Below are 16794 nucleotides of genomic sequence, written 5' to 3' on the forward strand. Positions count from 1 at the left end.
TTTCCTGTGCGTTCAGATAAACTTGACACCAAACGGGTTAATCTGGTCAAAAAAGGATTCAGCGTGCATCTGGCAAGCTCATCTCATCTGGTTTTAAAATGTATTCTCTTTAGTGCTGTTCTTAGCCTGACAGCGTGTAGTAGTGGCCCATCAAAACAGCGGCCTGCGCCTGTATCAACGCCTGACACCGTAAGCAAAGAACCGCCGGTAACATTGTCTCCCGAAGCGCTTATTGCAAACGCACGTCAGATTTGGCAGCAGCAAAGCGACAAGGCGCAGCGAGATACCCTTTTATTAGACGCCGCCACGGCATATTTGCAACAGGACCGGCCGCAACAAGCCAGACAAATTCTGCTGATGCTTAACAATGACCAGTTAGAGCGTAAACAGCAAGTTCGCGCCAATACGCTCATTGCTCAAAGCTACATAGGAGCTCCAAAAGCCGAACCTGCCCGGCTTATTGACTTATTATTACCGTTAGACACAGAAACCGGCCTCAAAACACGCCAGTTACGCACATTGACCGCTTTGTATGAGCGTCAGGGGGATTATTTGGCCGCTGCCAATGCCATGGTGCAGTATAAACAACCTGACGCGAATACGGTTGCCCTGTTATGGCAATGGGTGAACAAAGCCGAGGTGTCTGATACGGCTGCCAGCACCTATCCGGCGTTACAACCCTACCTGGCCTTACGCGATTTGGTGGTAACGTATGGGTTAAATCATCAGGCTTTGGCATCCCAACTACAGCAATTCAAACAAGTTTATCGGGGTCAGCCGTTGGTGCAGCATTTACCCCCTGCAATTGAACATGCCGCAAGCTTGTCGGTTAATAACATAGACGATGTAGCAGTTTTATTACCGCTGACGGGTCGTTTCGCTGCAACCGGTGAGCTCATTAAGCAGGGTATTTTGGCCGGGTATTATCTTGAGTCAGCAAACGAGTCTCGTCGCCACGCCAGACAGCTTACTTTTATTGATACCAACGATAAAACTGCCGAACAAATTATTAACGAGCTGAGCAATATCAAATGGGTTATCGGCCCCTTGCTAAAAGAAACCATTGAAGCGATTGCCCCACGACTTGATACACAAACCCGCTTACTGGCGTTAAATCGTATCGGGCTGCCTACACACCGCGCGCTGTCTGACTCAGCGTTGTCTTTAATTCCCGAAGCGTTACAGGTAAACAACTTACTGCCACGCCATGCTGCATTTTTTGCGCTGGCGCCTGAAGATGAAGCGTACCAGCTTGCCGAGCAAATTTTCAAACAAGGTCATCGAGCACCTATTGTGGTTGCCGCTCAAGGGGCGATTTACCAGCGTTTGCTTGACGCCTTTTCGACTCGCTGGAAACAACTAAGCGATGATAAACAAGTTAATCAAACACGAGAACTGGACATTGTACGGTATACCGACAGCAAATCGTTGAAAGAAGGTATTACGGCATCTTTAGGTGTCGCTCAAAGCAAAGAGCGTATCGATCAAATACGTTATATGGTGAACGAAAAACTCTACAATGTAACTCGTAACCGGCGCGATATTGACGCGATTGTGGTGTTTGCGTCTGCAGAACAAACTGAGTTGTTAAACCCGATGATAGAAGCCAGCTTGAGCCCGTTTGATGGCCAAAGCGTGCCAGTCTATGCCACCTCACGCTCAATGGAGTACGACAGCAGTAATAATCAATGGCGTGATCTGCAAAATGTTCGATTTATCGATATGCCCTGGCTAATGCCTGAAAATCGCTGGACGACATTAAAACAGGAAACATCAGCAATATGGCCACGCCAAAGCACTTCACAATCGCGCTTTTTTGCTTTTGGTGTTGATGCCTACCAAATGCTGCCTTATGTCGAAACATTAAGTTTGTTACCTCAAATCAAATATCAGGGTTTGACCGGGACACTATCGGGTAACAATACCGGCGAGTTAAAGCGGTTGTTACCCCAGGCTATGATTGACAATCAGCGTATTGAACAACTTAATATGGCCCGGTAACTATGTCGCGGCGCCTGGGACAGCAGGCTGAACAACGTGCGGTAACCTTTTTACAGCAACAGGGTCTGACGTTAGTGGCGTGTAATGTACATAGCCGTTTTGGTGAGCTTGATATTGTTATGCGTGATGGCGCGTACTGGGTATGTGTTGAAGTAAAAGCCCGGGCCAGTCATCATCATGGTCATCCGGCCGAGTTTGTAACGGCGGCCAAGCTCACAAAAATGACCAAAACCTTTGTCCGGTTTTTGATTGATCAGGGGCATAACCCAAACCACACACCACAGCGCTTTGATGTGGTAACCTTTAACAATGATCATCTGCAATGGTTTAAAAACATTGCTGGTTAAGTTATTTATCTCAGGTAGTCATCACTATGATTGAACAAATAAAAGCCAATTTTACAGAAAGTATTCAAACTAAAATTGCAGCCTCAGAAACCCTGCCCGACTCTATCGAAAAAGCAGCCCATATGATGGTAGAAGCGCTTATTCGAGGTAATAAAATCTTGAGCTGCGGAAACGGCGGTTCTGCCGGTGATGCTCAGCACTTCTCCTCTGAGATGCTTAATCGCTATGAGCGCGATCGACCCAGCCTGCCGGCGATTGCATTAAGTACCGACACCTCTACTATTACCTCAATTGCCAATGATTACAGCTATGACGAAATTTTTGCTAAGCAAGTTCGTGCACTAGGTCAATCTGGAGATATTTTGCTGGCTATCTCAACCAGTGGTAACTCAAGAAATGTTATTGCCGCAATGGAGGCCGCCTTATCCCGTGATATGACTATTGTTGCTTTAACCGGAAAAGATGGCGGTGAGATGGCCGGCTTTTTGAACGACCACGATGTCGAAATTCGGGTGCCGTCAAATCGTACCGCCCGTATTCAGGAAGTTCATTTGCTGGTTATTCACAATTTGTGTGAATGCATTGATGACAGCTTGTTTCCTGCTGAACATCCGGAATCTGTGTAATATGACCAGACAATGGCTTAGCGCATGTTCGCTTGCGCTTATTGTAACCTTAAGCAGTATTCAGGGCTGCGCGGTAATTGCGGTAGGGGCTGGCGCCGCGGCGGCAAAAGTGGCCCATGACCGCCGTACAGTAGGAACTCAGTTAGATGACAAAAACGCAGAAGGTAAGGTTTCATTTCGCTGGGCCGAAAATCAGCGTTTAAAAGAGGAAACGAATCTGCAGGTCGATATATATAACGGCGTGGCGTTAGTTACTGGCCAGGCCCCTGATAGCGGGTTAATAAGTCAGGCTATTGCCCAGGTTAAAGAAGTCGAACATGTGCGAAAAATTCATAATCAGGTACGGGTGGGTGAACCGCTAGGCGCTTCGTCCCAGGCGTATGATATTTGGCTGGCTAACAAGGTTCGCGCGAAGTTACTGACCAGCGAAAATGTGCCGGCTATGCAAATCCGCGTGGTTGTACAAAATGCTGAAGTATTTTTAATGGGCAGAGTAAACAATCAGGAAGCGACCTATGCGGTGGATATTGCACGTAATGTAGATGGCGTAACCCGGGTAGTACGGGCCTTTGAAATTTTATAAGTATATTTAAAAGCGGTCGGGGGTAAACCTGGTGGTTTGCTACCGACTGATCTATTCAACCCAAAATTCAATAATCATTGTATCTTTTTGAACAGACCTAAGCTGCACTTCTACGCTGCCAGCCTTTGCCTAGCCATTTACTTCAATATGTCGGGCACCTGAAAAAATAAGTACTCAAAGTCATGTCTGGAACTGAAAATAAAACCGCTACCGCCCTGCTGGTGGCAGCTGCCCTGTTTATGGAAATACTGGATGCCACCATTATTACCACTGCCCTGCCCATTATGGCTCAGGATTTTAACGTGCCGGCAGCGCATCTTTCGGTTGGCGTAAGTGCTTATTTGGTAGCGGTGACTATTTTTATTCCTATCAGTGGCTGGGCCGCTGACCGCTTTGGGGCCCGACGTATTTTTTCGCTGGCAATCATATTGTTTGTAAGTGCCTCTGTGCTGTGTGGGTTAAGTACCAGTTTGCAGGAATTTACCGCTGCGCGAATTTTACAGGGCGTAGGCGGAGCCATGATGGTGCCGGTGGGCCGGCTGGTGGTTTTACGGCATTTACCCAAAGATAAAATTGTTAAAGCCATGGCTATTTTAACCTGGCCGGCCCTGGGAGCGCCTTTGATTGGGCCGGTTTTAGGTGGCTGGATAGCACAAACCTGGCACTGGTCATGGATTTTCTTTATCAATATTCCATTAGGGGCTGTGGCGCTGGTTTTTACTTATTTATTGCTTGATAACGAAAAAGGCGAGCACCAGCGCTTCGACTTAAAAGGGTTTGTGCTAAGTGGCGCTGGCTTTGGTACGTTAATGGCTGGACTAGAACTATTAAGCAGTCACCCAGGCGAGCCTTTGTGGCCGGTAATTCTGATAACCGCAGGCGCCCTGGTCATTGGTTTAAATATTCGCCATATGCTACGCGCTGACCAGCCGCTTTTTTCGCTAAACGCCATTCGTTACCGAACATTTCGGGCCACCATTTTTGGCGGTTCGGTTATTCGTATTGCACTGTCCAGCGCTCCCTTTCTTATTCCGCTTATGCTGCAATTGGGAATGGGCTACTCACCTATTCAGGCCGGCACGGTGCTGCTGTGGTTATTTGCCGGTAATCTGGCCATCAAACCTGCCACCACCTGGATAATGAACCGCTTTGGTTTTAAACAGGTGTTGACGTACAACACGATACTCATCGCAGCCGGCTTTATAGCGTTAGCGTTTTGTACCCTGCAAACTCCGGGTTGGCTATTAGGTCTGATTTTGTTTACCAGTGGCATGACCCGCTCTATGCATTTGACGGTGCTCAATACGTTAGGCTTTGCTGACATCCCTCAACACAAAATTCGCGATGCCAACACGCTAAGCGCGGTCATTATGCAAATGACCAGAGGACTGGGCATTACTATTGGCGCGCTTGCGTTAACGCTTGCAACACTGCTTTTAGCCGGTTCGGCCGAACAGCCCGAACTGATAGATTTTCAGTTAACCATGGGTATGATGGCGATTATTGCACTGCTTTCGATTGTCGACAGTTTACGTTTACCCGCCCATGCAGGTAGCAGTATTTTGAAAAAATACTAACCGTGAACATAGCGCAGTTATCTGTCCATTTTAGGTATTTCTATTAAGTATTCCAAGGAAGTAGGTGAAGGGTAAGCGATGGGCTCTGTAGTATAGACCGGGGTTACGCTTACCGCTTTGCGCTGAGTCGATTTTGTCGACAATCTCTCCTTCAAACTTTGACAACCACAGATAAAACCTCTACATTGTCGACACAATACATCTTCTTAACATTATCCAGACCATGACATTGCCCATCGAAGTTGCAATAACCAGCGCTGAAAAAACTTTTTTTCAGCTACGAAAGGATATTGTCGAAGGCGTCATTGTGGCCGGCGCGAAACTTAGCGAAACTGAGCTTTCTGGTCGCTACGCCGTAAGCCGCGCAGTTATTCGTGAAGCCATTAGCCGGTTGATGAGCTGTCATCTGGTTGAACGAAAAGCCAATATTGGCGCAAAAGTAGTAACGCTTTCGGCCGCGGGGCTTAAAGAGCTGTATCAGGTCAGAGAGTCATTAGAAGGTATGGCGGCACGACTGGCTGCCCGAAATATGAGCGATGGGGAAATTCAGGATTTACAACACCTGCTTGACGAGCACAGTGCCCAGGTAAAAGAGGACCAATCTTATTACCAGGAGGCCGGCGATGTGGATTTTCATTACCGCATTGTTCAGGGCAGCAAAAACACTCACCTTATCAATGTACTGATTGACGGCCTATATCATTTAGTTCGTATGTATCGTGTACAGCTAGGTATGGCAGGCCCCCGAGTGACCACCGCATTTATAGAACACAAAAATATTGCTCTGGCTATTGCCAATCGTGATGAAGAATTGGCTGAGATGTTGATGCGCCGTCATATTCTTTATTCTCAGCGCAACATTGAAAGCAAGTTAACCGTCTGAATTTTCTATACTTTAAAACTCAAAGAGGTTTTTATGCAATCTGCAGGTAAAAAGTTTCGTGAAGCGCTAAGCGCCAATCATCCCCTTCAAATCGTAGGCACTATTAATGCCTACAGTGCGATTATGGCCAAAAAAATTGGCCATCAGGCAATTTATCTTTCTGGTGGTGGCGTAGCGAATGCCTCTTATGGTCTTCCCGACCTGGGCATGACCTCTCTTAACGATGTGCTGGTTGATGTACAGCGTATTACCAGTGCTTGTGACTTACCTTTGTTGGTCGATATCGATACGGGCTGGGGCGGAGCTTTTAATATTGCCAAAACCATTCGCGATATGGAAAAAGCCGGCGCTGCGGCTGTGCATATGGAAGACCAGGTAGCGCAGAAACGATGTGGTCATCGTCCTAATAAGGAAATTGTCTCTACCAAAGAAATGGTCGACCGTATTACCGCAGCAGTTGATGCTCGTACCGACCCTGATTTTTTCATCATGGCGCGAACCGATGCTTTTGCTCAGGAAGGTTTAGAGGCGGCCATAGAGCGCGCTAAAGCATATGTAGCAGCAGGCGCCGATGGAATTTTTGCCGAAGCCATTCAAACAGAAGAACATTATCGTGCTTTTGCTGACGCATTAGATGTTCCTGTTTTGGCTAATATTACCGAATTTGGTAAAACAGAATTGTGGAATGCCAGTGACCTTGGGCAATGGGGCGCCGCTATGGTTTTATATCCATTAAGTGCTTTCAGAGCAATGAACAAAGCTGCAGAACGTGTCTACCAGCATATTCTGAAAGACGGTGACCAAAAAGCCGTGGTTGATGATATGCAAACCAGAATGGATTTGTACGATTATCTTGGTTATCACGAGTACGAAAAGAAACTCGACAATTTATTCGAACAAGGTAAAAACAAGTAGTCTGTTTTTAGCAGCTTAACCCGTATTTCTAACAAGTATCCTACACACTATAAGCGGAGATATTTCATGGCAAAACAACTTAGTGGCGCAGGCCTTCGCGGCCAGGTAGCCGGTAAAACAGCATTATCGACAGTAGGCATATCTGGTTCAGGTTTAACCTACCGTGGTTACGATATCAAAGATTTAGCCAACAAGTGTCAGTTTGAAGAAGTGGCTCATCTGATTTTAAAGGGTCATTTACCCAATAAGACTGAACTGGCCGATTACAAAACATTGCTAAAGGGACAACGCGGGCTGCCTCAGGCTTTAAAAGAGGTGCTTGAGCGTATTCCTAAAGATGCGCATCCTATGGATGTTCTGCGTACCGGTTGTTCGGTGCTTGGTAATCTGGAAACCGAAGAAAGCTTTGATGCACAGCACACCGTAACCGACCGTATGCTGGCATGTTTTCCTAGCATTATTTGCTATTGGTATCGTTTTAGTCATGATGGCGAGCGTATTGACGTAGAAACCGATGATGATTCCATCGGCGGTCATTTTCTGCATATGCTGCATGGTAAAAAACCAGAAAACCTGCATGAACAGGTGATGCATGTTTCATTGATTTTGTACGCTGAACATGAATTTAATGCTTCAACGTTCACCGCCCGGGTTTGCGCCTCTACCTTATCGGATATGCATTCGTGTGTTACCGGTGCAATTGGTTCACTACGTGGTCCATTGCATGGCGGAGCGAATGAAGCTGCCATGGATATGATTGAACAGTTCAGTTCACCTGAAGATGCTGAAAAGCAAATGATGGGTAAACTGGAACGTAAAGAAAAAATCATGGGCTTTGGTCACGCGGTTTATTCAGACAGCGATCCACGTAACGATATTATTAAACAGTGGTCTAAGAAGCTGTCTGAGCAGGTTGGCGATAAGAATTTGTACGCTATCTCAGAGCGTTGCGAAGAGGTAATGTGGCGTGAAAAGAAACTGTTCTGTAACGCAGACTTTTTCCACGCTTCAGCTTATAACTTTATGGGTATTCCCACTAAGTTGTTTACCCCTATTTTCGTAATGTCGCGTCTTACCGGCTGGGCTGCCCACGTTATGGAACAGCGTGCCGACAACCGAATTATCCGCCCTTCAGCTGAATACACAGGCGAAGAGCCACGCGACGTTCCTGCTATCGAAGCACGATAATCCTTTTTTAATAATAACCGGGCATCCTTTTATGCGGCTGTCCGGTTTTTTCTATTGCACGAGGCAGGCATGAATACTGACTATCGCAAACCCCTACCCAATTCAAATCTGGATTATTTTGATACCCGCGAAGCGGTCAATAATATTAGTCCGGGAACCTATGAAAAACTTCCTTACACCCTTAAAGTCTATGCTGAAAACCTGGTGCGTAAATGTCCACCGGACATTTTGCAGCAGTCTTTAGAACAAATAATATATGGAAAAAAAGACCACGACTTTCCCTGGTATCCTTCACGGGTGGTATGCCACGATATATTAGGCCAGACGGCCTTTGTTGATTTGGCTGGCCTGCGTGATGCCATCGCACAAAAAGGTGGCGATCCGTCAAAAGTAAACCCCGTCGTTCCCACTCAGCTGATTGTTGATCACTCGCTGGCCGTAGAGCACGCCGGTTTTGAAAAAGATGCGTTTGAGAAAAACCGGGCAATAGAAGACCGTCGTAATGATGACCGTTTTCATTTTATCGACTGGACCAAGACCGCGTTTAAAAATGTTGATGTTATTGGCCCGGGTAACGGCATTATGCATCAGATTAACCTTGAGCGTATGTCACCGGTGGTTCATTCAACCAATGGGGTGGCATTTCCAGATACATTAGTGGGTACCGACAGCCATACGCCTCATGTAGATGCGCTGGGTGTTATTGCTATTGGCGTGGGTGGCCTTGAAGCCGAAAGTGTTATGTTAGGTCGCGCTTCTATGTTGCGCCTGCCTGATGTGGTAGGGGTTGAACTTACCGGCAAACCGCAGCCTAATATCACAGCCACCGATATTGTACTGGCGTTGACTGAATTTTTACGTAAAGAAAAAGTGGTATCTGCGTATCTGGAGTTCTATGGGGAGGGGGCAAAGCACCTTACCCTGGGCGACCGCGCGACAATTTCCAATATGACGCCTGAATACGGTGCCACCGCGGCCATGTTCTATATTGATGAACAAACCATCAAATACTTGACCCTCACCGGCCGTGAAGACAAGCAGGTAGCGCTGGTAGAAAATTACGCCAAACAAACCGGCTTATGGGCCGATGAAATGCAAAGCGCGCATTATGAGCGTGTTCTGACGTTTGACTTATCCAGTGTTGGCCGCAATATGGCAGGCCCGTCTAATCCTCATTCTCGTTTACCGACATCAAAATTAAAAGAACATGGTTTACTTGGCGAAGTACACGCTGAGGCCGGAAAAATGCCAGATGGCGCAGTTATTATTGCAGCCATTACCAGCTGTACCAATACCAGTAATCCGCGTAATGTAATAGCCGCCGGTTTGCTGGCTAAAAAAGCCAACGCGTTGGGTTTAACCCGTAAGCCCTGGGTTAAAACCTCCCTAGCGCCTGGTTCAAAAGCGGTCAAACTGTATCTTGAAGAAGCTGATCTGATGAACGAGCTGGAACAGCTTGGCTTCGGTGTGGTCGCGTTCGCCTGTACCACCTGTAACGGTATGAGCGGTGCGTTAGATCCTGTAATTCAACAGGAGCTTGAAGAGCGTGACTTGTACTCGGTGGCAGTATTGTCAGGTAATCGTAACTTCGATGGTCGTATTCATCCTTTTGCTAAACAATCCTTTTTAGCCTCACCAGCATTGGTAGTGGCTTACGCCATTGCCGGAACCATCCGCTTTGACATCGAAAAAGATGCGCTGGGCACCGATAAAGATGGCAACCCCGTTACCTTAAGTGACCTATGGCCAACCGATGAAGACATTGATGCCATGGTTGAACAGTATGTTAAGCCCGAGCATTTCAAAAAAGTGTACGAGCCGATGTTTGATTTAAAAGTTGAATACGGAAAAGACTTAAATCCGTTGTACAACTGGCGTGAACAAAGTACCTACATTCGTCGCCCGCCTTACTGGGAAGGCGCGTTGGCCGCTGAGCGCACCATGACGGGGATGAGACCGTTAGCAATATTGCCAGACAACATCACTACCGATCATCTGTCGCCATCTAATGCTATTTTACCAAGCAGCGCTGCCGGTGAGTATTTGACCAGCATGGGGGTTCCTGAAGAAGACTATAATTCTTATGCGACCCACCGTGGAGACCATTTAACCGCGCAACGTGCCACATTAGCCAACCCAAAGATCTTCAACGAAATGGTTATGGAGAATGGCGAGGTGGTTCAGGGCTCGCTAACCCGGCTGCAGCCAGAAGGCGAAGTTATGCGTATGTGGGACGCTATCGAAGTCTATATGAAGCGTAAACAGCCGCTTATTATTGTTGCCGGTGACAATTACGGTCAAGGTTCTTCGCGTGACTGGGCCGCCAAAGGGGTACGCCTGGCCGGTGTAGAGGTTATTGTTGCAGAAGGTTTTGAGCGTATTCACCGCACCAACTTAATCGGTATGGGTGTTTTACCGCTGGAATTAAAACCCGGCACTACCCGTCATACACTGAAGCTGGATGGCAGTGAAACCTATGATGTAAAAGGGACGCCGCACCCCGGTACTGACTTAACGCTGTGTATTAACCGCAAAGACACTCAGGTTGTTGAGGTACCGGTAACCTGCCGGTTAGACACCTTTGAAGAGCTGTCAATTTACGAAGCTGGTGGTGTACTACAACGTTTTGCACAGGATTTTTTGCAAGCTGAAGACGCGAAACAAAACTAACGCAAACCGGGCCATCTGTAACACCAGGTGGCCCTGATTCAGGAGAACTTTATGTCGCATCCTTCGCAACTTAAAATACCCGCAACCTACATGCGTGGGGGCACCAGTAAAGGTGTTTTTTTTGCGCTTAACGATTTGCCCGAAGCGGCACAAAAGCCGGGCTCGTATCGTGATGCATTGTTATTGCGGGTCATTGGCAGCCCCGATCCCTACCAAAAACATACCGATGGTATGGGCGGCGCTACTTCCAGCACCAGCAAAACCGTCATTTTGTCGGCCAGCGAACGTGCCGGTTACGATGTTGACTACTTATTCGGACAAGTCGCTATCGATAAGCCACACATCGACTGGAGCGGCAACTGCGGTAATCTTACCGCCGCGGTAGGCGCCTTTGCCATTAACAACAATTTGGTCGATGCATCACGCATTCCTGATAATGGTATTGCGGTAGTACGTATCTGGCAGGTAAATATTCAAAAAGCCATAGTTGCGCACATTCCTATAACTGACGGACTTGTGCAGGAGACCGGCGATTTTGAGCTGGATGGGGTCACCTTTCCTGCCGCTGAAGTAAAAATTGAGTTTATGGATCCCGCCGATGCCAGCGAGCCGTTGTTTCCTACGGGCAACAAGCAAGATGTTCTGGAGGTGCCCGATATAGGTAAGCTTGATGTTACGATGATTAATGCTGGCATACCGACTATATTTGTACGGGCTGCTGACCTTGGTTATACCGGTACCGAACTGCAGGATGATATCAATGGCGATACCTCTGCATTAGCCATGTTTGAGTCTATCCGGGCTCATGGCGCAGTCAAAATGGGTTTAATTAAAGACATTGGAGAAGCCGCCCAACGTCAGCACACCCCCAAGGTAGCCTTTGTAGCAGAGCCTGCCCCTTACACGGCATCGAGCGGGAAACCAATTGCCGCAGAGCACACCGATGTATTAGTACGCGCGCTATCAATGGGCAAACTGCATCATGCTATGATGGGTACTGCGGCCGTGGCTATTGCTACTGCTGCGGCTATAAAAGGTACATTGGTGAATGACGCCGCGGGTGGAAGTGAGCGCGAGTCGGTTACCTTCGGGCATCCTTCAGGCACACTGGAGGTCGGTGCCAAAGCAAGCTTTAATGGCGATTTCTGGCAGGTCGAAAAAGCAATAATGAGCCGTAGCTCACGAGTGTTAATGGAAGGACACGTGCGCGTTCCGCCCGTAGAATAAATCAGTTTAAAAGCACCCGTGATAGCTGCTACATCCAGGAGCGCCGGGTGCTTTCGGTTTCAAACAACAGCGTATTTATTAACGTTTTTGCATCAGCTTCAGCCATAAACGGGATCGTTAACGAGCCACTGGCCAATACCACTTTAACGCTTGCCACTTTGCGACGTCGCATCATCACACTTTGCAGGTACTTAACTTGCTGAACCTTATGCAGCGGACATGTGCGGTAATCAATGCCTATACAACCACTGCGCACATACAAATACTGTGAGTCGGTGGTATGACCCCAGCGCCAGTAACGTAAGGCCAGGTTGACCACGGCCAGCACAAATCCAATGACTACGAGGGTCACACCCAAAACCTGCTGCAACGTGTAGGCCAGTACCATCAACAAAATACTCAAGGGTAACAGTCTGACCAGCGCATGATGCAACATGTAGAAAAGCGGTAACCTTTTATACGGCTGATTCGAAGGTGTGCAGTGACTAAACGCGTGCCCGGCAAGTTCATCAGCCTGGGCTGTGGTTACCGACGGGACTACCAGCTTGTTGGCTGCCATCAATTCCTGATCGCGTTGTTGTCCACTTTTATTTTGTTCAAAAAAAACATTTGCTCGTTTCAGCAGTTTATCGAGCCAGTCTTGTTTGATAGACACCAACTGAATACGGCTTTCGCGCATACTGACTTCTTGCTGTGTTAACAACCCACTACGCCGAATATAACGGTCTTTGTCTTTAGACAGCGTGTAACCATAATAGGTTAACAGCGCCCCGCCTATAGATAGTAATCCCATTATTGTCATAATAATCAGGGTCACCGTGGTCAGATAAAGTCCCCACTGCCACCATGCTATGGCTTGTGAGCCCGCTAATTGCTCTAATTGCAGGCCATACTGACTTAAATACCCGTTTACTGCGCTGGCCATTTCATCAAAAAAGGGCGCCAGTGCCCCCAGTAATATCCACACCCGATTGTTAGTAATACCATGAATAACCAAATCTTTTACTGAACGAGTATTGATGATTTGCTCATTGGTATGAGTAGATGAGGTATCGGGGTTGGTTTGGGATTCTGCATCCGGGTTTTGCTGTTGGTTAAGGTACTCGCTGCGCGACGCTAAAATTTGGGTGCGCAGGGTTTGGGCATATTCATGGGTTACCGCTACCAGATTCGCTTCTTCTTTTGCCGATCCGGCGGTATCAAGAATCACGACGGCAAAACGGGTAAAGCGATAATAAAACGGCCGTTCAACTTTGACGTTTTGAATACGCCAGAAAGGCAGGTTGATATGCCGACGACTAAACATACCGCTGCGAATTTCTACATGATTTTCACGCACCCGGAAATGATAAAAGAAGTAGTTCAGCACCGCAGAACCCAGCATCACCACGGCAATACCCCACAAGGCAGGTATAAACCAACTGGCTGCGGTAATATTGGACGTTTGCGAGCCAATAGCCAGTGCCGGAATAGCATAAAGACCATTTTGCACCAGCGTTTTCAGTCCGCTGGCAATAAAGTACAACATAGCAACCGGCGACAAACGGCGCCAGTGTTTACCGGTATCCAGCGCAACCGCAGGTTCTTGCATAGCAATGTCCTTGCTTAAAAAAGGCGGGCCAGATTATTTCGCATCCAGCTCTTTGTGGTTAAGGATGAACTGCCTGAGTTGCTGTGCCCGGGTGACCGGTAAACCAGGAATTTCGAATGTATGACCTGCCCCTCCGGCTGAGTAAACCTGTAATCGTGCCAAACCGGCCAGACGCTCCAGTGGCCCACGTTTTAGCTCAATATGCTGAACGCGCAAAATTGGCTGACAGCTAATGCTTTTGAAAATAAGGCCCTTGTGTAAAACAATATCTTGTTCGCGAAGAGCGTATCGCACGCACAAGTCAGCAAACACATGATAGCCAAACCACACAATCGCAATGACCGATAGCCCCAGGCATATGCGCGGATAAGCAGCTTGCATATCGGCCGGTACGGCAATCCACGGCTGAAAACGAAATATACTGATTAGAGTGAGAAGCAGTACAAACACCCCAGCAACTGTGGCCAGATTAAGCCATCGATAACGCGGCGAAACCGGGGATGTTTCTAAAGACCATATGTCCGGTAGCGACTCAGTAGCTACCGGGGCATTACTAAACGATGGATCATCTGCTATAGGAGTCACAATTGCGCCTTTGTTAGTCATCAACGGGTTGGCTGCTTAACCACTCTTGTAAAGCGGTCATGTCGTGAGTCACAGCCATTTGCAATTCTTCAACCCAGTCATGCACGTTTTGCCACCAGGCCGGATGGTCCCCCTGTTGAATTTGATTAGCAATACGCTGAACTCTCGCCAAGCCTACAGAGCCTGCTGCTCCTTTAATTTTATGAGCTTGAGAACAAACTTCAGGTTTCTCATCAGCACTTAGATTAAGCTGCAGAATCTCCATATATTCAGGCATTTTGTCCTGAAAAACTTTAACGCTGGCGCGTACCATGTCTTCACCAATCGTGTCGACCAGCATTTGTAACAGATCCATATCCAGGATGTTGTTCAAAGACTTGCTGACATCAGCCTTCGGCTTACGCTGTTCAACTTCGTGCTGAGTCGGCGCCGCGGGTTCTGCAAATAGCGAGTTAAATACTTCAATAACACGGCTTTTCTTGATGGGTTTGGCGATAATATCGTCCATGCCATTCTCAAGGTATTCTTCGCGCTTTTTAATCACATTGGCGGTTAACGCTACCATTGGTGTTTGCATGACCAGGTCTTCTTCAATCAATACATTGGCTACATCAAAGCCGGTCATATCGGGCAACTGGATATCCAATAAAATCAAATCGTATTGCTCGGCGCGCACCTTATCAATCGCTTCCTGACCGGTCATCGCCACATCAACATGCTGGCCAAGTTTTTCTAATAGCGCCTTGGCTACCATCACATTCAGCTCAATGTCTTCAACCAGTAAGATTTTTAAATCGGTAACCAGTAGCTTTGAAACCTGCATGGGTTTTGTTGAAATTTGTACCGGCAGATCTATTTCAAAACGTGTCCCTTTGTTAACCTCGCTGGTAACCCGAATTTCACCATGCATAAGTTCCACCATTTGCTTACAAATCGCCAGACCTATACCGGTGCCGGTAGCCGACTGATGATCAGGGTGGTCTACCTGATAATACATAGCAAAAATCTTATCTAAATCGGATTCAGGTATGCCTACACCGGTGTCTTCGATAACAAAGCTGACAACGCAGGCCTCTTTCACCGGGGCGCTGGCTGAAACAGTTAAGCTTACTCCTCCTTTTTGCGTAAACTTGACCGCATTAAACAATATATTCCACAAAACCTGGCGCAAACGGGTGCCATCAACCTCAACCAGCTGAGGCAGTGGTTGATGAATCGTTGTATCTAATTCCAGATTTTTATCGGCTGCCAACAATCTGACAATGCTGGATAGCTCTTCGGTAAAGTCACGTAATGAGACTGTTTTAAGGCTCAGCTCAAGCTTGTCGCGATCCAGTTTATCCAGATCAATAATATCGTTGAAAATATTACCCAACGTAATGGCACTTGCATAAATGGTGCTCACCCAACCGTATTGTTCGTCAGACAAATCGGTGTCGCGCAACATACGGCTTAATCCTACGATGCCATTTAACGGGGTGCGCAATTCATGACTAATAGTTGCAATAAAGCGGGTTTTGTCGGTGCTGGCTTTTTCGGCTGCGCTTTCTGCTTGCTTGCGCTCGGTCATATCACGGCCAAACGCTAACAGTCCTAATCGGTTACCGGCTTTATCGAAAAATGGAACGCGTTTCATCTCAAAGTAACGACGACGCCCATCCGCAAACCGTAACCACAGCTCTTCGGTCATGCTGGCATTGGTTTCAAGTACTTCTTGATCGCTGGCAACTATTTGCACGGCCAAATCTTTTTCAAATACATCGTGCAAGGTAAGGCCGACCAATTCTTGTTCTGTTTTACCGGTAAGCAATTCAGCAATGCGATTGCAGCCAGCAAAGCGCCCTTCTTCGTTGCGATAATAGATAAGGTCAGGCGACGCATCAATAATAGAGCGCAACAAGGTGGATAAATGCCGGGCTTGTTCTTCTGAAGACGACTTATCGTCAATCTCGCGCTCAAGTTCCTTAAAAACCGCCTCTCGTTCTTCTTGTGCCCGTTTGCGCTGCTCTATTTCATGGTTAAGCTGGCGTACATTATTTTGCAGCTCCCGATTCAAAAATACATCTTCTTCACGTAGCCGCTCAAGCTGGCTTACCACTTCTTTCAGGTTGGTTCGTGAATTTTCCAACTGCTTGACCAACTCGCTGAAAAAATACAAAACCCAGGGTGCTGATAACAAAGTGATAATAATAGCGATAATAAAATCATCAGGCTGAATACTTTTGCCCAAACTGATACGCACTAAGTAAGAAGCAACTAACGTGAACACTAACGTGGCTGTGACAAACACAATACTAAGTTTAAGCGTGCCAAACCGCTTAACGAACTGAGCTATACGTATAGCCCACGAATCATTGGGGGAATCCTGATGCATGACACTTAATTCAATTATAAAATTGAGAGTATCCTAGCAGGTCTTCAGCGCGGGGCAAACAAACCAAATAAGATGAACGCGGATTAGTTAGTGATTGCTAAGCAAATTTTCAAAGCTACTGGCTTCACCCTGGCTATTGGACACCCACTTTTTTCTTTACGCTATCAACTCGAAAATACGATAGGAAACACGTTAGACACCCATAACTCATAACCGAATTGCCCTGC

Annotated in this window: 13 protein-coding genes; 10 read left to right on the forward strand and 3 right to left on the reverse strand. The window is 47.2% G+C overall.

Going from position 1 to position 16794, the window contains the following annotated elements; genetic code table 11:
- Window positions 1-6 precede the first annotated feature (6 nt).
- From JK130_RS15955 to prpF, 10 genes are all read left to right on the forward strand, one after another.
- Complete coding sequence (locus tag JK130_RS15955; RefSeq protein WP_218355328.1) at window positions 7-2001, forward strand: penicillin-binding protein activator; 1995 nt, start codon at window positions 7-9, stop codon at window positions 1999-2001.
- 2 nt (window positions 2002-2003) lie between these two features.
- A complete protein-coding gene (locus tag JK130_RS15960; protein WP_218355329.1) occupies window positions 2004-2348 on the forward strand; it encodes a YraN family protein in 345 nt (114 codons plus the stop codon).
- A 26-nt stretch (window positions 2349-2374) separates the two neighbouring features.
- Entirely contained in the window at window positions 2375-2974 is a 600-nt protein-coding gene (locus JK130_RS15965) for a phosphoheptose isomerase (RefSeq protein ID WP_218355330.1), read from the forward strand.
- A gap of 1 nt (window position 2975) precedes the next feature.
- A complete protein-coding gene (locus JK130_RS15970; RefSeq protein WP_218355331.1) occupies window positions 2976-3557 on the forward strand; it encodes a BON domain-containing protein in 582 nt (193 codons plus the stop codon).
- 239 nt (window positions 3558-3796) lie between these two features.
- On the forward strand, window positions 3797-5134 hold the full coding sequence (locus tag JK130_RS15975; RefSeq protein WP_218355340.1) for an MFS transporter: 1338 nt from the start codon (window positions 3797-3799) through the stop codon (window positions 5132-5134).
- Window positions 5135-5357: 223 nt separating this feature from the next.
- On the forward strand, window positions 5358-6017 hold the full coding sequence (locus JK130_RS15980; RefSeq protein ID WP_218355332.1) for a GntR family transcriptional regulator: 660 nt from the start codon (window positions 5358-5360) through the stop codon (window positions 6015-6017).
- Between the two features lie 33 nt (window positions 6018-6050).
- The gene (gene prpB / locus JK130_RS15985; protein WP_218355333.1) at window positions 6051-6932 is read left to right on the forward strand and encodes a methylisocitrate lyase; all 882 of its coding nucleotides are present in this window, start codon (window positions 6051-6053) and stop codon (window positions 6930-6932) included.
- A gap of 66 nt (window positions 6933-6998) precedes the next feature.
- A complete protein-coding gene (gene prpC / locus JK130_RS15990) occupies window positions 6999-8120 on the forward strand; it encodes a bifunctional 2-methylcitrate synthase/citrate synthase (RefSeq protein WP_218355334.1) in 1122 nt (373 codons plus the stop codon).
- A 69-nt stretch (window positions 8121-8189) separates the two neighbouring features.
- On the forward strand, window positions 8190-10790 hold the full coding sequence (gene acnD / locus JK130_RS15995) for a Fe/S-dependent 2-methylisocitrate dehydratase AcnD (protein WP_218355335.1): 2601 nt from the start codon (window positions 8190-8192) through the stop codon (window positions 10788-10790).
- Window positions 10791-10841: 51 nt separating this feature from the next.
- Window positions 10842-12017, forward strand: coding sequence for a 2-methylaconitate cis-trans isomerase PrpF (prpF, locus tag JK130_RS16000; protein WP_218355336.1), 1176 nt, complete (start codon window positions 10842-10844; stop codon window positions 12015-12017).
- Window positions 12018-12045: 28 nt separating this feature from the next.
- On the opposite strand, the gene JK130_RS16005 is transcribed toward prpF, so the two are convergent.
- Genes JK130_RS16005 through arcB form a run of 3 tightly spaced genes read right to left on the reverse strand, consistent with a single transcriptional unit; the run spans window position 12046 to window position 16567 of the window.
- On the reverse strand, window positions 12046-13608 hold the full coding sequence (locus JK130_RS16005) for a PH domain-containing protein (protein ID WP_218355337.1): 1563 nt from the start codon (window positions 13606-13608) through the stop codon (window positions 12046-12048).
- 33 nt (window positions 13609-13641) lie between these two features.
- The gene (locus tag JK130_RS16805; protein ID WP_343211012.1) at window positions 13642-14193 is read right to left on the reverse strand and encodes a PH domain-containing protein; all 552 of its coding nucleotides are present in this window, start codon (window positions 14191-14193) and stop codon (window positions 13642-13644) included.
- Between the two features lie 13 nt (window positions 14194-14206).
- A complete protein-coding gene (arcB, locus tag JK130_RS16015) occupies window positions 14207-16567 on the reverse strand; it encodes an aerobic respiration two-component sensor histidine kinase ArcB (protein ID WP_218355339.1) in 2361 nt (786 codons plus the stop codon).
- Between the last annotated feature and the right edge of the window lie 227 nt (window positions 16568-16794).

The organism is Alteromonas lipotrueiana (genome assembly GCF_019249245.1).
Taxonomy (GTDB): Bacteria; Pseudomonadota; Gammaproteobacteria; order Enterobacterales; family Alteromonadaceae; genus Alteromonas; species Alteromonas lipotrueiana.